The organism is Streptomyces sp. NPDC003720, assembly GCF_042875075.1.
GTDB lineage: Bacteria > Actinomycetota > Actinomycetes > Streptomycetales > Streptomycetaceae > Streptomyces.
Map to the genome: position 1 here is coordinate 520,828 of NZ_JBIANZ010000003.1, position 21,723 is coordinate 542,550.

The window sequence follows — 21,723 nt, forward strand, 5'->3', positions numbered from 1 at the left end:
TCGGACCCATTGCCCGGGCAACCCCGCATGGCTAGCCTGTGTTCGTCATGCCGATCGCCTGTTGAAATCTCGAACAAGGCGCTTAACCCAAGGGAGGGGGCCGGACGTGGGACGCCTCGTGCCTGCCGTGACCCGGGCTCTCGACATTCTGGAGCTGTTCCTCGACGGTGACGGGACGCTCTCCGCCCCCGACATCGTGCGCAGGCTGCAACTGCCGCGCACCACCGTGCACGAGCTGGTCACCACGCTCGCCGCCCGCTCCTACATCGTGCCCGTGCCGGGACAGCCCGGACGGTACCGGCTCGGAGTGCGCCCGTACCAGCTCGGCAGCCGGTACGCCGAGCAGCTCGATCTCGCGGCCGAGGGCCAGCAGGTGGCCCGCTCCGTCGCGGAGACCTGCGACGAGACGGTCCACGTGGCCATCCTCGAGGGCACCGACGTCATCTACATCGCCAAGGTGGACTCCACGCACGCCGTGCGCATGGTGTCGGCCGCCGGCCGCCGGCTGCCCGCCCACTGCACCTCCGTCGGCAAGATGCTGCTGGCCTCGCTGCCCGAGCAGGAGCTGACGGCACGGATACCGGACAGTGCCGAGCTGACCGCGATGACGCCGAACAGCATCACCGATCCCGGCGCGCTGCGCGAGGCCCTCGCGGAGATCCGGGAGCGGGGCATCGCGGTGGAGAGCCGCGAGTCCAACCCGGACGTGTCCTGTGTGGCGGCCCCGGTGCGCGACCGGGCCGCACGGGTGGTCGCCGCGCTGTCCATCTCGGTCCCGATGATCCGCTGGAGCGAGGAGCGCCGGGCCGAACTGGAGCAACTGGCCGCCAAGGGCGCGGCCGAACTGTCCGAGCGGCTGGGCCACCGGGGGACGGCGTGAGGGCCGGGCCGGGCGCGGCGTACGAGGTCGCCGTACGGGCCGAGGCGGAGCTGGGCGAGGGCCCGACCTGGGACCCGGCGACGGGCCGTCTCCTCTGGGTCGACGTCCTCGGCATGCGGGTGCACACCTACGACCCCTCCTCCGGGCGCCGCACGGTGCGCACCACCGAGCAGCACGTCGGCGCCGCCAAGCCCAGGGCGGGCGGCGGCCTGGTGCTGAACCTGCGGGACGGCGTCGCCCTGCTGGACCCGGACGGCGCCCTGCGCTGGCTGCACCGCGAGCCGGTCCCGGGCCGCCGCGCGAACGATGCCGCGGTGGCCCCGGACGGGTCCCTCTGGGCGGGCACGATGCGGTACGACGAGGCGACGGGCGGCGGCACGCTGTCCCGGCTGACCGGCGCCGGCGAGGTGCGGACGGTGCTGGCCGAGGTCACCGTCAGCAACGGCCTGGGCTGGAGCCCGGACGGCCGGCTGCTGTACTACGCCGACACCCCGACGCGGCGGGTGGACGTCTTCGACCACGACGCGGAGGGCGTGATCCGGGGCCGGCGGCCGCTGGTGGAGATCGAGGAGGGCGCGGGGTTCCCGGACGGTCTCACGGTCGACGCGGACGGCTGCGTGTGGGTGGCGCTGTGGGGCGGCGGCGCGGTGCGGCGGTACACGCCGGCCGGCGAGCTGGACCTCGTGGTCGAGGTGCCGGCGCCGCTGACGACCGCCTGCGCGTTCGGCGGGGCGGACCTCACCGATCTGTACGTCACCACCGCCCGCGTCGGGCTCCCGGCGCCGCACCCGGTCTCCGGTTCGGTGCTGGTGGTGCCGGGCGCCGGGCGGGGAGTGCCGCAGCCGGCGTTCGCCGGCTGAGCCCGGCCTCCGCGGGCGGGCGCGACCCCGTGCCGGCGACCGCCGCGGGACGTCACGCCCGCCCGCCCGTCCGCCTGGTGACCGCCGTCCGGCCGGCCGGGCCGGACGCGCACCCGGCACGGAGCGGCCCACGACGCATCACTCACCCACCCCGGGAGGCGTACCCATGAGCAGCCGCACCGCCCGCTTCACCCTCGACCCCGCCTTCACCGTCGGCCGGGTCGACCCCCGCCTGTTCGGCTCCTTCGTGGAACACCTCGGCCGCTGCGTGTACACGGGCGTCTTCGAGCCGGACCACCCGGTGGCCGACGCCGAGGGCCTGCGCACCGACGTCCTCGACCTCGTGCGCGAGCTCGGCGTGACGGCGGTCCGCTACCCCGGCGGCAACTTCGTCTCCGGCTACCGCTGGGAGGACTCCGTCGGCCCCGTCGAGGACCGCCCCCGCCGGCTCGACCTCGCCTGGCACTCCACCGAGACCAACCGGTTCGGCCTCTCCGAGTACATCGGCTTCCTGCGGAAGATCGGACCCCAGGCCGAGCCCATGATGGCCGTCAACCTCGGCACCAGGGGCGTCGCCGAGGCCCTGCAACTCCAGGAGTACGCCAACCACCCCGCCGGCACCGCCCTCGCCGACCTCCGCGCCGCCCACGGCGACAAGGAGCCCTTCGGAATCCGGCTGTGGTGCCTCGGCAACGAGATGGACGGGCCCTGGCAGACCGGCCACAAGACGGCGCGGGAGTACGGCCGGATCGCGGCGGAGACGGCCCGGGCGATGCGCCGGCTCGACCCCGGCGTCGAGCTGGTCGCCTGCGGCTCCTCCAGCCAGGCCATGCCCACCTTCGCGGCCTGGGAGGCGACGGTCCTCGAGGAGACGTACGAACTGGTCGACCACATCTCCCTGCACGCCTACTACGAGCCCGTCGACGGCGACGTGGACTCCTTCCTCGCCTCCGCGGTCGACATGGAGTCCTTCATCGAGAACGTGGTGGCCACCGCCGACCACGTCGGCGCCCGCCTGAAGTCGAAGAAGAGGATCAACCTCTCCTTCGACGAGTGGAACGTCTGGTACCTCTCCCGGTGGGAGGAGCGGGCGCGGACCTTCGACCAGGACGACTGGCCCGAGGCCCCCCGGCTGCTGGAGGACAGCTACAGCGTCACCGACGCCGTCGTGTTCGGCTCCCTGCTGATCGCCCTGCTCCGGCACGCCGACCGGGTCGCCGTGGCCTGCCTCGCCCAGCTCGTCAACGTGATCGCCCCGATCATGACCGAGCCCGGCGGCCCGGCCTGGCGGCAGACGACGTTCTTCCCGTTCGCGCAGGCCTCCCGGTACGGGCGCGGCGAGGTCCTCGACGTCCGCGTGGACTCGCCGACCTACGAGACCCGGAAGTACGGCGAGACCGACCTGCTGCACGCCACCGCCGTGCGCGCGGCGGACGGCACGGTCACGGTCTTCGCCGTCAACCGCGACCGCGGGGGCCCGCTGCCGCTCGAAGTCGCCCTGGGCGGCCTCGGCCTGACCACCGTCACCGAGCACAGCGCCCTCGCGGACGCCGACCCCGACGCCCGCAACACCCTGGACGACCCCGAGCGGGTCGCCCCGCACCGGGTCCGGGGCACCGCGCTCGACGGCGGCGTCCTCACCGCCGTGCTGGAGCCGCTGTCCTGGAACGTGATCCGGCTCGCGTAGCGCCGGGGCTCAGCGGCCGGGGGAGGGCACCGGGGTGACCGGTGTCCCGCCGGCCGCCCTGCCCAGCAGGGTCAGGCCCACCTTGCCCGGACCGGACTCCGTGGTGAACTCCGACAGGACCGCCAGCGCCAGGGTGTTGTCGCCGCGGGTGCGCAGGATGCCGTTCGGCAGCACGAAGGTGTGCTGCGGGCCGACGTTGTTGATGTACTGGCCCATGTTCCAGCCGTTGAGGAAGATCTGCGCCCGGTACGCGCGGTACGGGTCGTCCTCCAGGGTCAGGCCCACCGAGGCGTCGATGTCGCCCGGCACGGACAGCCGGAACGTGGTCCGGTACCAGGTCACGCCCTGCCGCCGCTCGGCCCGCGGGAAGGCGGCCGGCTTCCAGTCCCGGTCGGCGAAGCCGGGCAGGTGCCAGCCCTCCCGCTCGCCGAACAGACCGCCGTTGTTCTGCGGCCCGCGCACCGGGTCCGGCGCCGCCTCGCCCTGGATGCGCCACGTCACCTTCGGCGAGGCGCCCTTGAAGAGGGCCGCGGTGAGCCCGCGGGCCACCTTGTGGGTGTCCTGCGCCTTGCCGTCCTGGTCGTGCTGCATGCGCCGGACCAGCACCGACAGCACGTGCCGGCCGGACCCGCGCAGCCGCTCGGGCACCGCGAACACCGCCGTGGCGTCCCAGCTCCCCTTGCGGATGGTGGTGTTCTTGTCCGGCACCGGCATCCGGTGCGTGCCCAGCGGCTCCCCGTCCAGCCATGCCATCAGCAGGCCCTGGGTGCCGGTGGTGTAGGCGAGCGAGACCTCCTCCAGGCCGGAGGCGTCCGTGAGGGCGCCCCGGTACCAGACGTCCCCGTAGTGGAAGCCGTAGTCGTCCGCGAACAGCACGGGGCCGCCCTTCGGGACGGGCGTCTTGCTGTGCGAGGCGGTCCGGTCGGCGACCCGCCACTTCGAGTCGTCGAAGTTGGGGCCCGCCTCCGGGTTCTCCGTCCGCATCCGCCAGCCGCCCAGCGCGGGCAGCCTCACCTCCGGCACGGCGGGCAGCAGCCCGGTCGTCATCAGGCTGCCGGACATCGTGACCCGGGTCGGCACCTTGCGTCCGTTCCACACCAGGCTCGTGACGCCGCGCGGTCCCCACACCTCCACGCTGGTCGTCCCGGTGACGTCACCGGTCAGGTGGACCTCGGTGCCGCGCACCTCGGCGTGGCGCAGCAGGGCGGGGCCGTACACCAGCAGCGTCCCGGACGGGGTGTCGTACGGGAACATGCGCACCGAGGTGGCGTCGTCGGCGAAGAGCAGCAGCAGCGGGGTGTCGCTCTCGCCCTGCGCCACCGACACCCGGGTCAGGCCGCCCTGTCCGAGGGGCACGTTCACATGCAGCCTGTCGCTCTCGAACGTCCAGGCCGCCTCCGGGTCGAGCCGCATGACCAGCGGCTCGACCGGGCACTTCAGCACCAGCTCCGCCATGTCGTCGCGGCGGCCCGCGAACACCGCGATCTCCTGCCGGCCGGCGGTCAGGCACATCACGGGCTGCGCGGTGCTGTACTTCAGCGTCCGGCTGCCGAGGGAGAGCCCGGTGGTCAGCATGCGGGCGTCGCGCGGGGGCACGGTGATCCGCACCCTGCCCTCGTGGGTGGGCAGGTCGGTGGTGACCGGGGCCGAGCCGTCGTTGCGGGCCACGTACACATGGCTGCCCGTGTCCGGGTTGGTCAGGTGGTAGACCTTCAGCCCCTCGGCCTCGACGTCGGCCGCCCGGTCCAGCCGGGCGAAGTCGGGCACGCGCTGGAGCAGATGCCCGAGCTGGTGCATCGGGGCCATCTTCTCGGTGACGTTGCGCCCCTCGTCGATGGCCGCCCCGTAGTCGTACGACGTGTAGACGACCGGCGCGGGCAGCCAGCCCCAGGAGGTGCCGCCGAAGGTCATGTACACGTTGTGCAGGGTGAGGCCGTTGGCGAGGTTGGTGAGGTAGAAGCGGCGCTCGTAGGCCGCGTCCCGGGTGCGCCGGGACTCGGCGTACCCCTTGCCGTCGAACCAGGCCCCGCCCCACGGGTCGAACCAGCCGCCGCCGAACTCGGGCACGAAGCCGGGTGTGTGCGGCGAGGCGGTGGCGCCGCCGGTGAGGCCGCCGGGTCCGTAGTGCCCCCAGTCCGGCGGCGCCTGGGCCGGCGAGGGGTACCCGTCGAACCCGTACAGCCAGCCGCCCTTCTCCCCGCCCGTGTCGAACGAGCCGGGGATCCAGTGGCCGTTGCGGCCCTTGTCGTTGTGGAAGAGCGGGACGTCGATCCCGTCGGAGCGGACCTTCTTGTACAGATGGGACATGTAGTCCCGGCCGGCCGCCTCGTCGACGTGGGAGTCGTACTCGTTCTCGATCTGGTAGAGCAGGACCGTGCCCCGGCCCTGGGTGAACAGGTGCCGCCGGACGATCCGGTTCACCTGGGTCAGCCACTCGTCGACGTGGCGGAGATAGGCCGGGTCGGCGGTGCGGGCCGTGCCCTCGGCGGCCGTCAGCCAGCCCGGGAAGCCGCCGCCGTCGACCTCCGCGTTGATGTACGGGCCGGGCCGCAGCAGGACGTACAGCCCCGTCTCGGTGGCCGTGCGCAGGAACAGGTCGAGGTCCCGCACGCCGGTGAAGTCGTACTTGCCGGGGGCGGGGGAGTGGTAGTTCCACGCCACGTAGATGCTGACGGCGTTGAAGCCGTGCGCCCGCATCTTCTGCAGCACGTCGCGCCACAGGGAGGGGCTGGGCAGCCGGAAGGGGTGCATCTCGCCGGACCACACCACCAGGCGCTTGCCGTCGACCAGGAGCGAGTAGGCGTCGTACCCGATCGTGTGGCGCTCGCCGTCGGCGCTCGGCGGGGCCGGCGCCGGTCCGGTCGGCACGCTGCGCGCCGCGAACGCCGAGGGCGCCCCGGGACCGCCGCTGCCGCCCAGGGCGAAGCCGAGCGCGGCCGAGCCGGCCAGGGCACTGAAGGTACGTCTGCTGAGCGCCAAGGTGGATCCTCCCGGGCGATCTTACGGGGGCGCGGTCCGGCCATTCTCCATGGGAATACGCCCCACAATGGACCCATGAGGATCTCGGCGCGGGCGGATTACGCGGTACGGGCGGTTCTGGAGCTGGCCGTACGGGAGGGTAACGGCCCGGTGAAGGCAGAGGAAATCGCTGTCGAGCAGGACATTCCCCACAAGTTCCTGGAGGGCATCCTGGGCGACCTCAGGCGGGCCGGGGTCGTCGACAGCCGGCGCGGCGGGGGCGGCGGCTACCGGCTGGCCCGGGCCGCGGCCGCCATCACTGTGGCGGATGTCATCCGGGCGGTGGACGGCCCGATCGTCTCGGTGCGCGGCGAGCGCCCGACGGGCCTCGCGTACACGGGCACGGCCGAGCCGCTGCTCCCGCTGTGGATCGCCCTGCGCGCCAACGTGCGCCGCATCCTGGAGGGCGTCACCGTCGCCGACCTCGCGACCGGCGCGCTGCCCGAGCCGGTGCGGGCGCTGGCGGCGGAACCGGCGGCCTGGGAGAACCCCTGAGGGGCGGTCGGGGCGTCAGGGGTGTGTGGCCGGGGCGCGCGTGACGGAGGTGCGGGACCGGGTGTGCGGTGCGTGAAAAGCCGGATGTGAATGGCCGGAGTTCGCCCTGCCGGGCCGCAGTGGGGCTTCCTACGATTCCCCTCGCCTCCCCGTCCTTCACAGGTCCGACACAGTTTCCTCCACGGTGAACGGGCGGGTCGGAGGTCGAACCCCCCACTCGACAACCTGGAGAAACCATGGCTGGTGGACTCCTGCTGGGCGGCGCCTTGGCCGCTCTGCTCACCACCGCGCTACCCGCCCAGTCCCCCTCGTCGGTCTTCGACGACCCGCCCCCGGACAAGATCGTCATCGACGTCGCCACGGTGAACGGCTCCGGCTGTCCGGCCGGCACGGCCGCCGTGGCCGTCTCTCCGGACAACACCGCCTTCACGGTGACCTACAGCGACTACCTGGCCCAGGCCGGCGGCAACTCCGACCCCACGGCCTTCCGCAAGAACTGCCAGCTCAACCTGGTCGTGCACGTCCCGCAGGGCTTCACCTACGCGGTCGCCAGCGCGGACTACCGGGGCTTCCTCTCCCTCCAGCCCGGCGCGACCGCCACCCAGAAGGCGTCGTACTACTTCCAGGGCTCGTCCAACACCGCGTCGAGGACGCACCCGTTCAACGGCGCCTACAACGACGACTGGCAGGCGACCGACAGCACCGACTGGGCCCAGCTGGTCTGGGCGCCCTGCGGGGTGCTGCGCAACTTCAACATCAACACCGAGCTGCGGGTGAACGCGGGCAGCGCCAACCCCGGCAAGGTCAGCTTCATGACGATGGACTCGACCGACGGCGACATCAGCACGGTCTACCACCTGGCCTGGAAGGAGTGCCCGCACAGCTAGTGCTCGCGCCGGGCCGTCGCCGTGGTTTCCGACCCGGTCGGACCGTGGCGGCGGCACGGCCGCGGTGATCGCCGTAGTCGCGCAGCCGCCCCGACGTCGGGATGCCGGAGAGGGCTCCGTGACCACGACGGTCGCGGAGCCCCCTCCGGGCTTGACTCAGGGGGCGACGAGTTGGTGCTCGCTGCCGATCCCGGAGGCGTTGCCCTCGGTGTAGAGGCTCAGCTCACCGTCCGACCAGCGGACGAGGGTGTCGTCCGGCCAGGGGTTGTCGCTGAAGTCCCCGCCGGTTACGAGCATGGCGTGCTCCCACAGGTCGTTGGGGGCCTTCCACTTGTGCTCGCCCCAGGTGTCGCCGCTTCCGGTGAAGTCGTCGTAGAGGGTCAGCTCGCCGTCGGACCAGCGCACCACCAGGTCCCAGGTGTCGCCCTGCGTGTAGTCGCCGGAACCGATCTCGACGGCGTGGGTCCAGGTCTTGTTCGGGTTGACTACCTTGATCTCCTTGCCGAGGCTCGTCCCGGTGTTCTGGTAGACCGTCAGTTCACCGTCGGACCAGCGGACGACGAGGTCGTCCTGCCACTTGTTCCCGCCGTACCGTCCGGCGGTCATCTCCTCGGCGTGCTTCCAGGTCGCGTTCGGCGCCACGATCTGCTTCTCGCCGTGGAAGCCCTTCTCGTCCACCGACGGGTACAGGGTGACCTCTCCGTCCGTCCACAGCACGAGCAGGTCCGAGCCGTTGTCGCCGGTGAAGTCACCGGCCACCACCTGCTTGGCGTGCTCGGCCCACAGCTTGTTGGGCTTCTGGACCCTGATCTCCTTGTCGAAGTAGTTCAGTCCCTTGTCCGCGCCGCGGTAGATCGTCAGCTCGCCGTCGGACCACAGCACGAACATGTCCATGCGGTCCTCGGAGACCGGCCCGTCGAGAGCGAAGAAGCCGGAGGCGATGTCCTTGGCGTGCTGCCACGTCGACGCGGCCGGCAGTACGACCGGCGCCGGCTTCTTCCCGGCCACCGCGGCGTCGTAGATCCGCTTGAGGTCGGTATCGAAGTAGGACGAGTAGGACGTGTCGTCGCTGTGGCCGCCGGTCTGCCAGCCGCCCGTCACGCCGATGACCTGCGGGTGGTCGCCTCCGATGATGAAGGGGCCGCCGGAGGTGCCGCGGACGTAGCCGTCGCAGTCGATCTGCGAGAAGGTGCCGCCCTTCCAGCCGCCGGAACTGGCGGCGGTGAACTTCTTCATCGGTGACGTGCAGTCGAGCGGGTCCTGGTGGGGCTTGTACTTGCCGTCGTCGTCCGGCAGCCACGGATAGCCGATGACCCTGGTCGTGGGGTGATCGAAGCCTGTGCCGTAACCGATGGGGATCGCCCCGACGACGTCCTGCACCCTCTTGCCGTCAGAGCGGGGCTCGGTCTTCAGCAGGGCGAAGTCCAGGTCTGTGTAGTCGTGGTCACCGCCCTTGCGCAGGTAGCGGGGGTCGGCGTAGATCTGCCCGACCTTGATCGGGAAGAGTCCGTACGGCTTGGGGTCGGCCCGGTGGTGCTTGGGCACGAACACCAGCTTCTTCTGCTGGTCGGTGCTGTCGAAGCAGTGCGCCGCGGTCAGCACCATGTCCTTGTCCGGGGAGGGGACGACGGTTCCGGCGCAGAAGCGGTACTGCAGGTCGCTGTCCTGCCAGAAGAACGTGCCCACCTCCTTGATGCCCTCGAAGGTGTGCGACGGCGAGGTCCGGGTGACGGCCTTGCCCCGGCGGGCGCCCGACTGTCCCGGAAGAGGCTGGTCCTCCTGCACCGGGACGGCCTGTGCCATGCGCTCCGGTGTCCAGAACCTCTCCAGCTCGGTCGCCGGTGCCGCGCCCCCGGGAGTGCCGCTCGCGCTCGGCGAGGCGCTCGGCGTGGCGCTGGGCGAGGTCGGCGGGCCGGACGGCGTGGCCGGCGGTGTGGCCGGCACCGAACCCGACGACGGCGAGGTGGACGGGATGGGCGTGGCCGTCGGGCTCGCCTCCTGCGAGGGGGAGGCGGACGCCGACGGGTCGAGCGGTGAGCCGCTCGGACTCGCCGTCGGCACGGCGGGTGTGGAATCGGCCATGGCGGCCGACGGGATGAAGACGGCCGCTATCGCGGTGGCGGCGGCCAGGCTGTGTCTCAGCCTCAAAGTTCCCCCTGATTCAGATGTGTCGCGGGCGCTGGTCAGTGCGGCCCGTCTGTTGTCCGGCTGCGTCGCGGGCGCTGGTCAGTGCGGCCCGTCTGTTGTCCGGCTGCGTCGCGGGCGCTGGTCAGTGCGGCCCGGTCCGCTGCGATCGTGGACCCTACCCACATCCGTCCTCGAACGTAAAGGCGATTCCACGAGGCAACCAAGGCTTCGCAAGAACGCTCTAGCAGGCTGGACCGCGAAGCATTGAGAGGGGACACGGGGCATGAACGCACCTGCGAGAACAGGGCTGTTCGGGCTCACGGTCGCGACGGCTCTGCTGAGCCTGCTGGCCGTGGCCTGCGACGGCAACGGGAAGCCGGAGCCGGCCCCGTCCCGTGCCGGGGCCGAGCCCGGCTACGCGTCGGCGTACGACGCCGGTTGGCGGACCGGGAAACAGCTCTTCGAGGACGGCGGCAAGGGCGCCGCGGTCCGCGAGGTGGTGTGGGGAGGGTGTGTCCGGCGGTCCCTCACGGCCCGGCCGCGAAACGTGGTGGAGAAGGACCGCGGCGCCTGGGTGCTGGGCTGCAAGCAGGGGGTGAAGTCGGGCGCCGACCGGCGGCCGCCCGCTCGGCAGGTGACGCGCCGAGAGTCCGACCCCGATCTCCTGGCCCGGTTCCGCACCTGGGCCGCCGCGCACGGGGGCAAGCGATCCGCCGAGCACGTGGACCGAACCGTCCTCGTCCACCTCGGCGACCGGGACTACGACGTCGAACTCACCACCACATACACCGGCGGGAGCGGCCGGGCCGACGCCGAGCGGCTCGCCGGCACGTTCGCGACCTGGTGGGACGGCGACGACGGCGACGGCTCCACCGCGTGGAACCTCATCCTCCTCGACCGGGACGGCAAGCGCCTGACCACCCGCAACCTCTGACAGGAAAGTACCCCGACCACGTGAAGCCCACCCAGACCGAGTCCGGTCGCACCGAGCCCGGCCGCAAGAAGTCCGCCCGCCTGCTGCTCGTACCGGTCCTCGCGGCCGGTCTCCTCGCCGCCTCCGGCGCCTGGGAGACCGCCGCCGCGAGTGAGAGCTGCACGACGTACCCGAGTGACTCCGGTCAGACCGGCAACGTGAAGTGCGACAGCAACAGCGGAGTGCGCCAGCACAGAGCCGTGGTCACCTGTATCAACACCGGTGGCCACAAGTGGACGATCACCGGCCGATGGGTCTACCGCAACCGCGTGTCGTCCGCGACGTGCTCGGTGAGCGGCACCGCCGGCGTGTACTCGATCGGTTACGACCGGCGCTTCAGAGGCTGACCGGCGGCGCTCCCGCTGAGGCGTCCGCTACCCCGTCTGCCCCATCCCGGCCGCGTTCGGCCAGCTCTGGGCGTTGGGCCAGCCGGTCGCGGGGGCCGGGGTCAGACCGGTGGCGGGCGGCGGGGCCGTCATACCGCGCACCTGGGCGGCGGTGAGGCCGCCGCGCGCGGGGACGCCGGGCGGGGTGGGCCCCATCGCGGCGGCGGGCGCCGGGACGGGCACGGAGGCCGGGACGGGCACAGGGGTGGGGGCGGCGGGGACGGGCGCCGGGGCGGGGATCGGGGCCGGAGCGGGCACCGCGACCGGGGCCGGGGCCATCGGGGCGGGCGCGGGCGTGGGGACCGGCGCCGGGAGGGGGACCGGCGCCGGAGCTTGGGGGGCGGGAGCCGCGGGCGGGGCCTGGGCTGCCGCCGGCATCGGCATCCCGCCGCCCATCGGCGTGGCGGCGGGGAGCGGCACACCGGTGCCGGCGGCCGGGGCGGGGCCGGTGCCGACGGCCTGTGCCGCCAGTCCCTGTACACCGGCTCCGTTGGTCTCGTGCATCAGCCGGTCGACGGCCGCCGTACCCGAGCTGTAGCTGGTCCCGGTGCCCGGCTCGGGTACGGCGGCTCCCCTCCTGGTCCCGTAGAGCACCTGTTCCAGGCCGGACACCAGGCGACGCACGTCGACCTGGGGGCGCACCACGAGTCTCAGGAAGCGGCTGGACGAACCGATCTTGTTGCCGCACTCGCGGACCAGGACCCGGTGCTCGGTGAGCATCCGGTCCCGGACCACGGTGCCTTCCGCGCCGACGGGCAGGCGCACGAAGAGGAAGTTGCCCTGCGAGGGGTAGACGGTGAGGCCGGGCAGCGCGGAGAGGTGGCTGGCCATGTCGAGGCGGTCCCGGCGCACCTGCAGCAGGCTCTGCGCGTACTCCGGGCCGTGCTCGCGCAGCATGAACACCACGTGCTCGGCGAAGGAGTTGAGGTTCCACTTCGGCAGCATCGAGCGGACCCGGCCGGCCAGCGCCGGGTTGGCCACGAGATAGCCGAACCGGATGCCGTGCAGCCCGAAGTTCTTGCCGAGGCTGCGCAGCACGATCACGTTGGGGCGGAGCATGGCCTCCTGCACCACGCTCGGCTCGGCCTCGGCGTCGGCGAACTCCAGGAAGGACTCGTCGATGACCACCAGGTCCAGGTCCGCCATCGCGTCCATGAACTGCACGAGCTGCTGCTTGTGCAGATAGCCGCCGTCGGGGTTGTTCGGGTTGCAGACGACCGCAACCCGGGTGCCCCGGGCCCGGATGAACTCGGCGTACTGCGCGAGGTCCAGGCCGAAGCCGTTCGCCTCCTGGAGCGGGAACATGTCCACCCGCTTGCCGGTCTCCATGGGCTGGTCGGTCCAGCGGCCGAAGGTGGGCACCGGCACGGCCAGCGACTCCCGGACCAGCAGGTGGTCGATCCAGGTGATCAGTTCCGTGGAGCCGTTGCCCATCGCCACGCACTGCGGCGGGAGCTGGAGCAGACCGCACAGTTCGGCGGTGATGGTGTCGGCGCCGCTCGGGTAGTACGTGATGATCTCGCGCAGCCGGACCGCCATCTCCTCGAACATGGCGGGAGTGGGGAAGTACGGATTGCACGGAATGCAGAAGTCCACCGGGCCCGACCCGTCGCTCTCCCGCGTAAGCGCCGCCATGGAAGGGCTGTGCGCGGCGGTGTTGCGGAACAACGAGGTGACGTTGTCAGGCAAGGGGACCTCCGTCGAAGGGTGGCCCGTGCGGGGGAGCACGGGCCACCCAGGGATACGGAGGAGGCGCCAGTGGCGTTCAACTCACCGGTGGTGTGAGCCGGTTCACGCCGGGCGCGGTTCTCACGCCCCGAACGTGTGCACCGTGGTCGTCCGGTACGTCCGCCCGGGCCGGAGCACGGTCGACGGGAAGGAGGGGTGGTTCGGGGAGTCCGGGAAGTGCTGTGTCTCCAGGCACAGCGCGTCGCCCTGGCGGTAGGTGCGGCCGCCGGTTCCGGTCAGCGTGCCGTCGAGGAAGTTGCCGGAGTAGAACTGCAGGCCCGGCTGGTCGGTGGCGATCCGCAGGGTGCGGCCGGAGCGCGGGTCGCGGAGCGTGGCGACGTGCTCGGGACGCGCGGTGAGGCCCTTGTCCAGCACCCAGTTGTGGTCGTAGCCCTTGGCCAGTACCTGCTGCTCGTGCCCGGCCCGGATGTCCCGGCCGATCGGCTTGGCGCGGCGGAAGTCGAACGGGGTGCCCGCGACCCGCGCCAGCTCACCGGTCGGGATCAGACCCGAGTCGGTGGGGGTGTAGCGGGCGGCGGCGATCGTGAGCTCGTGGTCCTCGATCGTGCCGCCGCCCTCGCCGGCCAGGTTCCAGTAGACGTGGCTGGTGAGGTTGACGACCGTGGCCCGGTCGGTGCTGGCCTCGTAGTCGACGCGCCACTCGCCGCGCCGGGTGAGGGTGTACGTCACCTTCGACCGCAGCGTGCCCGGGTAGCCCATCTCGCCGTCGGCGCTCGTGTAGTACAGGCGCAGGCCGACGTCGGAGCCGTCGGCGAAGGGCTCCACGTCCCACACCCGCTTGTCGAAGCCCTTGGCGCCGCCGTGCAGGCTGTTCACGCCGTCGTTGACGGAGAGCTGGTAGTCCTTGCCGTCGAGGGTGAACCGCCCCTTGCCGATGCGGTTGCCGTAGCGGCCGATCAGCGCGCCGAAGTACGGGCTCTTCGCCGCGTAGTCGTCGAGGTCGGCGAAGCCCGCGACCACGTTGGCGTGCCGGCCGCGGGCGTCGGGGACCTCCAGGGTCTGCACGACGCCGCCGTACGACAGCACCTTCATCCGGATGCCGCCGTTCTCCAGCGACCAGCGGTACACCTTGGTGCCGTCCGCGAGCCGGCCGAAGAGCTCCTTCACCGGCCGGTGGCCCGGGGCCGCCTGCGCGGTGCCCCCGAGGGTGGTGGCGGCCAGACCCGTCGCCGCCGCTCCTGCAATGACCGTACGTCTGTTCAGTTCCATCTGCGGCTCCTGCGCATAGGAAGGGGCCCCGCCGGATCCGGCGGGGCCCGGGCTGAGTTACGAACCGGACTTGCGCTTGTTCCACACGTCGAACCCGACCGCCACCAGCAGGGCCAGGCCCTTGATGACCTGCTGCCAGTCGGTGCCGACGCTCAGGAGGTTCATGCCGTTGTTCAGCACGCCGAGGACGAGACCGCCGATGATGGCGCCGAGGACGGTGCCGACACCGCCGCTCATGGACGCGCCGCCGATGAACGACGAGGCGATCGCCTCGAGTTCGAAGTTGACGCCCGCCTTCGGCGAGGCCGCGTTCAGCCGGGCCGCGACCACCAGGCCCGCCAAGGCCGCGAGCACGCCCATGTTCAGAAAGACCAGGAAGGTGACCTTCTTGTCCTTCACGCCGGACAGCTTGGCCGCCGGCAGGTTGCCGCCGATCGCGTAGATGTGGCGGCCGAAGACCGCGTTGCGCATGACGTAGCCGTAGCCCACGACCAGCGCGCCGAGGATGATCAGCACGATCGGGGCGCCCTTGTAGCTGGCGAGCAGCAGGGTGAGCACCAGGATCGCGGCGACCAGGGCGGTCAGCTTGAGCAGGAACAGCCGGGTGGGCAGCACCCCCAGCGCGAACTCCTGCTGGCGGCGCCGGTCCCGGACCTCCTGCCACACCACGGCCGCGATCAGGACGAGACCGAGCAGCAGGGTGAGGTTGTGGTAGTTGGTGTCCGGGCCGGTCTCCGGCAGGAAGCCGTTGCCGAGCTTCTGCAGCCCGTCCGGGAACGGGCCGAGGGTCTGGCCCTTGAGCAGGATCTCCGTCAGACCGCGGAAGAGCAGCATCCCGGCGAGCGTGACGATGAACGAGGGTATGCCCAGATAGGCGATGAGGTAGCCCTGCACCGAGCCGGCCGCCGCGCCCACCAGCAGGCACAGCACCAGCGCGATCGGCCAGGAGACGCCGTGCTGCACGGTCAGCACCGCGGCGAAGGCGCCGACGAACGCGGTCAGCGAGCCGACCGACAGGTCGATGTGCCCGGCGATGATCACCAGCATCATGCCGATCGCGAGGACCAGGATGTAGCTGTTCTGCAGCACCAGGTTGGAGACGTTGCGCGGCAGCAGCAGGTCCCCGTCCGTCCAGACGGCGAAGAGGGCCACGATCAGGCCGAGCGCGATCAGCATGCCGTACTGGCGCATGTTGCGGCGCAGGCCGTCCAGCACCACCTGGAGCAGCCCCTTGCGGGCCGCCGGTCCACTCCCGCCCGGTGGCGCGGGGGCCGGGCTCTTGGCGGTCACATCCGTGCTCATCGCGTCACCTCTTGGTCCTGCGTGTCTTTCGTCATATGGCGCATCAGAACTTCCTGCGTGGCCTCGGCCCGCGGCACCTCACCGGTCAGCCGCCCGGCGGCCATCGTGTAGATGCGGTCGCACATGCCGAGCAGTTCGGGCAGCTCGGAGGAGATGAAGACCACCGCCTTGCCCTGGGCGGCGAGCTGGTCGATCACCGTGTAGATCTCGTACTTGGCGCCCACGTCGATGCCGCGGGTCGGTTCGTCGAGGATCAGCACGTCGGGTCCTGCGAAGATCCACTTGCTGAGGACGACCTTCTGCTGGTTGCCGCCCGACAGCTTGCCCACCGGTTCGAACACGGTCGGCGCCTTGATGTTCATGGTTTTCCGGAAGCCCTCGGAGACCTGCCGCTCCTCGTGCTCGTCGACGATGCCCCGCCTGGCCACCTTGGACAGCGCGGTCAGCGAGATGTTGCGGTTGATGGTGTCGATGAGGTTGAGGCCGTAGTGCTTGCGGTCCTCGGTGACGTACGCGATCCCGTGCCCGACCGCCTCCGCGACGGACTTGGTGCGGATCTCCTCGCCGTCCTTCAGCACCGTGCCGCCCGCGTACCGGCCGTAGGCGCGCCCGAAGACGCTCATCGCCAGCTCGGTGCGGCCCGCGCCCATCAGGCCCGCGATGCCGACGATCTCCCCACGGCGCACGTGGAGCGAGACGTCGTCCACGACCTTGCGCTGCTGGTCGATCGGGTGGTGCACGGTCCAGCCGCGTATCTCCAGCGCCGGCGCCGCGCCCTCCTCGGGCTCGTGCGGGGTGCGGTCCGGGAAGCGGTGGTCGAGGTCGCGGCCGACCATGCCCGCGATGATCCGCTCCTCGGTGGTCTCCGGCGCCTTCACGTCCAGCGTCTCGATGGACCGGCCGTCCCGGATGATCGTCACCGAGTCGGCGACCCGGCGGATCTCGTTGAGCTTGTGGGAGATGATGATCGAGGTGATGCCCTGCTTCTTCAGCTCCAGGATGAGATCGAGGAGCTTGCCGCTGTCCTCGTCGTTCAGCGCGGCGGTCGGCTCGTCGAGGATCAGCAGCTTCACCTGCTTCGACAGCGCCTTGGCGATCTCCACGAGCTGCTGCTTGCCGACGCCGATGTCGGCGACCCGGGTCTCCGGGTGCTCGTCCAGACCCACCCGGCGCAGCAGTTCGGTGGCGTGCCGCAGGGTCTCGTTCCAGTTGATGAGCCCGCGCCTGGCGTGCTCGTTGCCGAGGAAGAGGTTCTCCGCGATGGAGAGGTACGGCACCAGCGCCAGCTCCTGGTGGATGATGACGATGCCGTGCTGCTCGCTGGCCCGGATGTCCTTGAACTGGCAGACCTCCGACTCGAAGAGGATGTCCCCCTCGTAGCTGCCGTACGGGTGGACGCCGGAGAGCACCTTCATCAGGGTCGACTTGCCGGCGCCGTTCTCCCCGCAGATGGCGTGGACCTCGCCCTGCCGGACGGTCAGGGTGACGTCCGACAGCGCCTTGACGCCGGGAAAGGTCTTGACGATCGAGCGCATTTCCAGGACGGGTCCCGCCATGGTCGTGCCTTCCAATCCGTAGGTAGCGGGGGCGGGTTACTTCAGCTCGGACTCGGTGTAGTAGCCGCCGTCGACCAGGACCTGCTTGTAGTTGGACTTGTCGACGCTGACCGGCTGGAGCAGGTAGGCGGGCACGACCTTGCTGCCGTTGTCGTACGTCTTCGTGTCGTTGACCTGCGGCTTCTTACCCCGCAGGGAGTCGTCGACCATGGTGGCGGCGACCTTGGCGAGCTGCCGGGTGTCCTTGTAGACGGTCTGCGTCTGCTGGCCGGAGATGATCGACTTCACGGAGGCCAGCTCGGCGTCCTGGCCGGTGATGACGGGGAGCGCCTTGCTGCCGGAGCCGTAGCCGTCCGACTTCAGCGCGGACAGGATGCCGATGGAGATGCCGTCGTAGGGGGAGAGGACCGCGTCGACCCGGCCGCTCTTGTAGGACGAGGTGAGGATGTCCTCCATGCGCTTCTGCGCGGTGGTGCCGTCCCAGCGCAGGGTGACGACCTGGTTGATCTTCGTCTGCCCGGACTTGACGACGAGCTGCTTCTTGTCGATGTACGGCTGGAGCACGCTCATCGCGCCGCCGAAGAAGTACTTGGTGTTGTTGTCGTCGTTGGAGCCGGCGAACAGCTCGATGTTGAACGGGCCCTTCTTGCCCTTGGTCAGCCCGAGCCGGTCGACGATGTACTGGCCCTGCAGCTTGCCGACCTTCTCGTTGTCGAACGAGGCGTAGTAGTCGACGTTCTTGGTGCCGAGGATGAGGCGGTCGTAGGCGATGACCGGGATGTCCGCGTCCGCGGCCTCCTGGAGCACGTTGTTCAGCGACTTGTTGTCGATCGCCGCGACGATCAGGCCCTTCACGCCCTGCGTGATCAGGTTCTCGATCTGCGAGACCTGCGTCTCCGGGTTGTCCTCGCCGTAGACCAGCTTGGTCTTGTAGCCCTTGGACTGAAGGTTCTTCACGACGTTGTTGCCGTCGGCGATCCAGCGCTCGGAGGACTTGGTCGGCATCGCGATGCCGATCGTGCCGCCCTTGGCGTCCCCGCCCTTGGCGTCGCTGCCGCCCTCGCTGTTCTGGCCGCAGGCGGTCAGGGTGAGGGCGAGCGAGGCGGCCGTGGCCGTCGCGGCGAGTGCGGCTCTGCGGTTGAGCATGGTGATCCGTCCTTGTTCTTCTCGTCGTTGAGAGGGGGTCACGTCGTCGAGGGGGTCATACGGTGGTGTCGAAGCGGTGCAGCGTCCCGGGCAGCCGGGAGCCGAGCGGCGCCATGTCGCCGTCCGCGCCGTGCCGGGCGAGCAGGTCCAGGGCGAGCCGGCCGCGCCGCACCCGCTCCCGGGCGGTGTCCAGGGTCACGTCCCGCAGGTGGGCGCCCCACGGGTAGATGCCGGGGGCCTTGGACAGGCCGAACTTCAGGTAGAGCGGGGCGCCGCGCCGGATCAGCTCGGCGACCTCGTACATCCGCACGTAGCCGCCGAGGTCGTCGGGGGCCTCGATGTACATGTCCATGGGGGCGCCGGAGACCCGGCGGATCTCGGTGAGGTGGTCCAGGGTCAGGTCGCTGGGCACGTTGACGGAGTCGGCGCCGAGCCGCTCGTAGACCGCGTACGAGGCCGGGTTGACCGGGCCGATCAGCGCGGAGACCTTCAGGGTGGTGTCGGCCGGGATGATCCCGGCCGTGCGCGCCCGGTGCAGGGTCCACAGCACGCCCTCGTCGGCGACCAGCAGGCACTTCACGCCCAGCTCGGTGGCGCGGACGGCGTCCTCGACGCAGCCGGCGACGGCGTCGTGGCCCCGGGCGCGCAGTCCCGCACCCCGCGAGTCGGTGCGCACCGAGCCGCCGATGTCCCAGGTGCCGCGCGGGCCGGTGAACAGGCAAAGCTCGATGTCCCGTTCGGCGGTCGCCTCGGCCATCTCGGTGATCTCGGCGTCGGTGAGCATCCACACGCCGCTGCCCTGGCTGATCCGGTGGATCGGCACGTCGAGGCGCGAGGCCTCCTTCAGCACGACCATCAGCGCTTCGGGACCCTCGCACGAGGGAATCTCGGTGCGCCAGCGGCCGCCGCCCGGGAAGGAGTGGGCGGAGGTGTCGGCGGGGTCGAGGGCGGGCGCGTCCAGGCCGAGAGCGGCGAGCACCTGCTCGCCGGGCCTGCGGGCTGCCGGAGCGGAAGCGTCGGTCACTTGCTGTCCTTCGTGTTCGGTATTTCGGACAAGGTTCGCGGCTCTGGGTACGGAGAAGACCACGTGTACGCCGGCCGGGACGTGCGTCGGGTCACCTCCCGGCCGGCGTACGGTCAGGGGCGGAGCAGCACCTTGCCCACCTTCGGGTCACCGGCCCCCACCAGCTCGATGGCCTGCGGGAACTCGGTCAGCGGCAGCTCGTGGGTGACCAGGGGCAGCGGATCGAGCAGCCCGGCGCCGAAGACCCGCACGGTGTGGGCCCAGGCGTCCGGCGGCGCCCCGAAGACGGTGTGCACCTCCAGTTGCCGTACGACCAGATCGGTCGGGTCGAGCCCGTCCGCACCCGGCGCCGGGATGCCCGTCAGCACCAGCCGCCCGCCGCGCCTGAGCAGCGCGGCCGCGGTGCGCGCGGCGGACGCGGATCCGGCGGTCTCGATCACGACGTCGAAGTCGGCGGGCAGCGGCTGGTCCCTGAGCCGGAAGTCGCTCGCCCCGAACCGCCGGGAGAGCGCCTCCCGGTCGTTCCCGGTGCCCACGACCAGCAGTTCCGCCGGCGAGACGGCCTTGAGGAACTGCACCGCGAACATCCCGAGGGTGCCCGTGCCGACCACCGCGACCCGCTCGCCCGGCAGGGCCCGGGCCTTCAGCGCGGCGGCCGCGACGCAGGCGGCCGGCTCCAGCAGGGCGGCGGCGGTGAGGTCGGCGCCGTCCGGCAGCGGGTGCAGCAGCCGGGCCGGCAGGGTGAGGGTGGCCGCCATCGCGCCCGGCCGGGTGAAGCCGGTCTCCTCGTACCCGGCCGTGCACAGCGTGGTCTCGCCCGCGTGACAGCGGTCGCACACCTGGCAGTTGCGGAAGCCCTCGCCGACGACCTTGCGGCCGGCCAGGCCCTCCGGCACCCCGGCGCCCACCGCCCGCACGGTCCCGGACCACTCGTGGCCGGGCGTGAGCGGGTAACGGACGTACCCCTCGGGCCGGTTGCCCTGGTACACCTCGCGGTCGCTGCCGCAGATGCCCACCGCGTGCACGGCGACCAGCGCCTCGCCGGGACCGGGCTGCCGGGGCGTGTGCTCCTCGACCCGGTGGACGCCCGGCGCCTCGACGACGACCTGCGAACCGGCCGGGGTCACTTCGTGCCCTTGGGCTTGCGCTGCTCCCAGCCCTCGGCCCACAGGTCGAACCTGGCCTGCTGCTGCGGGAACTCGGCGGCCGCGTCGGTGTCCAGCTCGACGCCGAGCCCGGGCCGGTCGGAGAGGTGGAAGTAGCCGTCCACGACCTCCGGGGCGCCCTTGACCACCTTCTTGATGTCCGCGTCGGCGAAGTCGTTGAAGTGCTCGAGGATCTTGAAGTTCGGCGAGGTGAAGCCGACCTGGAGCGAGGCGGCGGTCAGCACCGAACCGCCCACGTTGTGCGGGGCGATGAGCATGTAGTGGGTCTCGGCGGTGGCCGCCAGCTTCCGGGTCTCCCAGATGCCGCCGATGTGGCCGACGTCGGGCTGGATGATGTCGACGCACTGGCTGTCGAAGAGCTCGCGGAACTCGATGCGGTCGTGGATGCGCTCACCGGTGGCGACCGGGACGTCCACCTTGGCGGCCACCTTCTCCAGCGCCTTGAGGTTCTCCGGCGGGCACGGCTCCTCCAGCCAGGCCGGCTTGAAGGGCGCCATCTCCTTGGCCAGCCTGACGGCGGTGGCGGGGGAGAAGCGGCCGTGCATCTCCAGCATCAGCTCGGAGTCCGGTCCGATGGCGTCCCGCACGGCCTCGATGAGGGAGACCGCGTACAGGGTCTGCTCGTGATCCAGTTCGAAGTGCCCGGTGCCGAAGGGGTCGATCTTCAGCGCCTTGTAGCCGCGCTCCATGACCCCCTGGGCGGCCTTGTGGTACGCCTCCGGCGTCCGCTCGGTGGTGTACCAGCCGTTGGCGTACGCCTTGACCCGGTCGGTGACCTTGCCGCCCAGGAGCTGCCACACCGGCACGCCGAGCGCCTTGCCCTTGATGTCCCAGCAGGCCATCTCGACGACCGCGATGCCGGACATGACGATCTCGCCGGCCCGCCCGTAGTCGCCGTACTTCATCCGCCGCACGAGGTCCTCGACGGCGAACGGGTCCGAGCCGAGGATGTGGTTGGCCTCGGCCTCGCGCAGATAGCCGATCAGCGCGTCGGTGTGGCCGAGCATCCGGGTCTCGCCGACTCCCGTGATCCCCTCGTCGGTGTGCACCTGGACGTAGGTCAGGTTGCGCCACGGTGTCCCCACCACATGCGTGCTGATTCCGGTGATGCGCACGGCAGTTGCCCCTCAGGATGTTCGAGATTTCGTCACTCGTTCGAAATGCTGGCGTGACAGTAAGGAGAGTGCGGCGGGGGTGTCAATGGGTCGAACAGGTAACAGTTTCGGCATGGCTGCCGACAACTTTTTCGGTCCCGCAC

18 protein-coding genes are annotated in these 21,723 nt (G+C 71.2%); 8 read left to right on the forward strand and 10 right to left on the reverse strand.

Going from position 1 to position 21,723, the window contains the following annotated elements; all coding sequences use genetic code 11:
* The first annotated feature begins 106 nt into the window (after window positions 1-106).
* The 3 genes from ACFYU0_RS11245 (at window position 107) to ACFYU0_RS11255 (ending at window position 3,427) form a co-directional block, all read left to right on the forward strand.
* On the forward strand, window positions 107-880 hold the full coding sequence (locus ACFYU0_RS11245; RefSeq protein ID WP_351659717.1) for an IclR family transcriptional regulator: 774 nt from the start codon (window positions 107-109) through the stop codon (window positions 878-880).
* Entirely contained in the window at window positions 877-1,740 is an 864-nt protein-coding gene (locus ACFYU0_RS11250; RefSeq protein ID WP_389299719.1) for an SMP-30/gluconolactonase/LRE family protein, read from the forward strand. Before ACFYU0_RS11245 ends, ACFYU0_RS11250 begins: the two co-directional genes overlap by 4 nt.
* Before the next feature lie 166 nt (window positions 1,741-1,906).
* Entirely contained in the window at window positions 1,907-3,427 is a 1,521-nt protein-coding gene (locus ACFYU0_RS11255) for an alpha-N-arabinofuranosidase (RefSeq protein WP_389299721.1), read from the forward strand.
* A 9-nt stretch (window positions 3,428-3,436) separates the two neighbouring features.
* On the opposite strand, the gene ACFYU0_RS11260 is transcribed toward ACFYU0_RS11255, so the two are convergent.
* Entirely contained in the window at window positions 3,437-6,406 is a 2,970-nt protein-coding gene (locus ACFYU0_RS11260; protein ID WP_389299724.1) for a beta-galactosidase, read from the reverse strand.
* A 75-nt stretch (window positions 6,407-6,481) separates the two neighbouring features.
* Here ACFYU0_RS11260 and ACFYU0_RS11265 point away from each other — a divergent pair, with 75 nt between their 5' ends.
* Together ACFYU0_RS11265 and ACFYU0_RS11270 are read left to right on the forward strand one after the other, a co-directional pair.
* On the forward strand, window positions 6,482-6,940 hold the full coding sequence (locus ACFYU0_RS11265) for an Rrf2 family transcriptional regulator (RefSeq protein ID WP_351659729.1): 459 nt from the start codon (window positions 6,482-6,484) through the stop codon (window positions 6,938-6,940).
* A gap of 236 nt (window positions 6,941-7,176) precedes the next feature.
* Complete coding sequence (locus ACFYU0_RS11270) at window positions 7,177-7,827, forward strand: DUF4360 domain-containing protein (protein WP_351659732.1); 651 nt, start codon at window positions 7,177-7,179, stop codon at window positions 7,825-7,827.
* Between the two features lie 156 nt (window positions 7,828-7,983).
* On the opposite strand, the gene ACFYU0_RS11275 is transcribed toward ACFYU0_RS11270, so the two are convergent.
* Window positions 7,984-9,630 (reverse strand): trypsin-like serine protease, encoded by a 1,647-nt coding sequence (locus tag ACFYU0_RS11275; protein ID WP_351659735.1) that lies wholly within the window; start codon window positions 9,628-9,630, stop codon window positions 7,984-7,986.
* Between ACFYU0_RS11275 and ACFYU0_RS11280 the strand changes: the two genes are divergently transcribed.
* From ACFYU0_RS11280 to ACFYU0_RS11290, 3 genes are read left to right on the forward strand one after another with little or no spacing between them, the layout of a single operon-like run.
* Window positions 9,629-10,222 (forward strand): hypothetical protein, encoded by a 594-nt coding sequence (locus ACFYU0_RS11280; RefSeq protein ID WP_389299729.1) that lies wholly within the window; start codon window positions 9,629-9,631, stop codon window positions 10,220-10,222. The genes ACFYU0_RS11275 and ACFYU0_RS11280 overlap by 2 nt on opposite strands.
* A gap of 15 nt (window positions 10,223-10,237) precedes the next feature.
* Entirely contained in the window at window positions 10,238-10,888 is a 651-nt protein-coding gene (locus tag ACFYU0_RS11285; RefSeq protein WP_351659741.1) for a hypothetical protein, read from the forward strand.
* A gap of 20 nt (window positions 10,889-10,908) precedes the next feature.
* The gene (locus tag ACFYU0_RS11290) at window positions 10,909-11,274 is read left to right on the forward strand and encodes a hypothetical protein (RefSeq protein ID WP_351659744.1); all 366 of its coding nucleotides are present in this window, start codon (window positions 10,909-10,911) and stop codon (window positions 11,272-11,274) included.
* A gap of 27 nt (window positions 11,275-11,301) precedes the next feature.
* Here ACFYU0_RS11290 and ACFYU0_RS11295 read toward each other — a convergent pair whose 3' ends face one another.
* The 8 genes from ACFYU0_RS11295 to ACFYU0_RS11330 form a co-directional block, all read right to left on the reverse strand.
* Window positions 11,302-13,002: a histidinol-phosphate transaminase gene (locus ACFYU0_RS11295; RefSeq protein WP_351659747.1), complete on the reverse strand. Its 1,701-nt coding sequence runs from the start codon at window positions 13,000-13,002 to the stop codon at window positions 11,302-11,304.
* Between the two features lie 120 nt (window positions 13,003-13,122).
* Window positions 13,123-14,271 (reverse strand): aldose epimerase family protein, encoded by a 1,149-nt coding sequence (locus tag ACFYU0_RS11300; protein ID WP_389299733.1) that lies wholly within the window; start codon window positions 14,269-14,271, stop codon window positions 13,123-13,125.
* 57 nt (window positions 14,272-14,328) lie between these two features.
* Window positions 14,329-15,573 carry a multiple monosaccharide ABC transporter permease gene (gene mmsB / locus ACFYU0_RS11305; protein WP_389299736.1) on the reverse strand — a complete coding sequence of 415 codons (1,245 nt, stop codon included), beginning with the start codon at window positions 15,571-15,573 and terminating at the stop codon, window positions 14,329-14,331.
* Window positions 15,570-17,129, reverse strand: a complete 1,560-nt coding sequence (gene mmsA / locus ACFYU0_RS11310) for a multiple monosaccharide ABC transporter ATP-binding protein (RefSeq protein ID WP_389299739.1) — start codon at window positions 17,127-17,129, stop codon at window positions 15,570-15,572. Before mmsA ends, mmsB begins: the two co-directional genes overlap by 4 nt.
* A gap of 36 nt (window positions 17,130-17,165) precedes the next feature.
* Window positions 17,166-18,275: a multiple monosaccharide ABC transporter substrate-binding protein gene (gene chvE, locus ACFYU0_RS11315; protein WP_351659758.1), complete on the reverse strand. Its 1,110-nt coding sequence runs from the start codon at window positions 18,273-18,275 to the stop codon at window positions 17,166-17,168.
* Between the two features lie 55 nt (window positions 18,276-18,330).
* The gene (locus tag ACFYU0_RS11320) at window positions 18,331-19,299 is read right to left on the reverse strand and encodes a hypothetical protein (RefSeq protein ID WP_351659761.1); all 969 of its coding nucleotides are present in this window, start codon (window positions 19,297-19,299) and stop codon (window positions 18,331-18,333) included.
* A gap of 113 nt (window positions 19,300-19,412) precedes the next feature.
* Window positions 19,413-20,426: an alcohol dehydrogenase catalytic domain-containing protein gene (locus ACFYU0_RS11325; RefSeq protein ID WP_351659764.1), complete on the reverse strand. Its 1,014-nt coding sequence runs from the start codon at window positions 20,424-20,426 to the stop codon at window positions 19,413-19,415.
* Window positions 20,423-21,580 (reverse strand): mandelate racemase/muconate lactonizing enzyme family protein, encoded by a 1,158-nt coding sequence (locus ACFYU0_RS11330; protein ID WP_351659767.1) that lies wholly within the window; start codon window positions 21,578-21,580, stop codon window positions 20,423-20,425. The genes ACFYU0_RS11325 and ACFYU0_RS11330 overlap by 4 nt, the downstream gene beginning before the upstream one ends.
* Window positions 21,581-21,723 lie beyond the last annotated feature (143 nt).

Coding starts and splice junctions, on each gene's coding strand:
- ACFYU0_RS11255 (WP_389299721.1), top strand. CDS start 1,907: ATGAGCAGCCGCACCGCCCGCTTCACCCTCGACCCCGCCTTCACCGTC.
- ACFYU0_RS11265 (WP_351659729.1), top strand. CDS start 6,482: ATGAGGATCTCGGCGCGGGCGGATTACGCGGTACGGGCGGTTCTGGAG.
- ACFYU0_RS11270 (WP_351659732.1), top strand. CDS start 7,177: ATGGCTGGTGGACTCCTGCTGGGCGGCGCCTTGGCCGCTCTGCTCACC.
- ACFYU0_RS11280 (WP_389299729.1), top strand. CDS start 9,629: ATGCGCTCCGGTGTCCAGAACCTCTCCAGCTCGGTCGCCGGTGCCGCG.
- ACFYU0_RS11275 (WP_351659735.1), bottom strand. CDS start 9,630: ATGGCACAGGCCGTCCCGGTGCAGGAGGACCAGCCTCTTCCGGGACAG.
- ACFYU0_RS11285 (WP_351659741.1), top strand. CDS start 10,238: ATGAACGCACCTGCGAGAACAGGGCTGTTCGGGCTCACGGTCGCGACG.
- ACFYU0_RS11300 (WP_389299733.1), bottom strand. CDS start 14,271: ATGGAACTGAACAGACGTACGGTCATTGCAGGAGCGGCGGCGACGGGT.
- mmsB (WP_389299736.1), bottom strand. CDS start 15,573: ATGAGCACGGATGTGACCGCCAAGAGCCCGGCCCCCGCGCCACCGGGC.
- mmsA (WP_389299739.1), bottom strand. CDS start 17,129: ATGGCGGGACCCGTCCTGGAAATGCGCTCGATCGTCAAGACCTTTCCC.
- chvE (WP_351659758.1), bottom strand. CDS start 18,275: ATGCTCAACCGCAGAGCCGCACTCGCCGCGACGGCCACGGCCGCCTCG.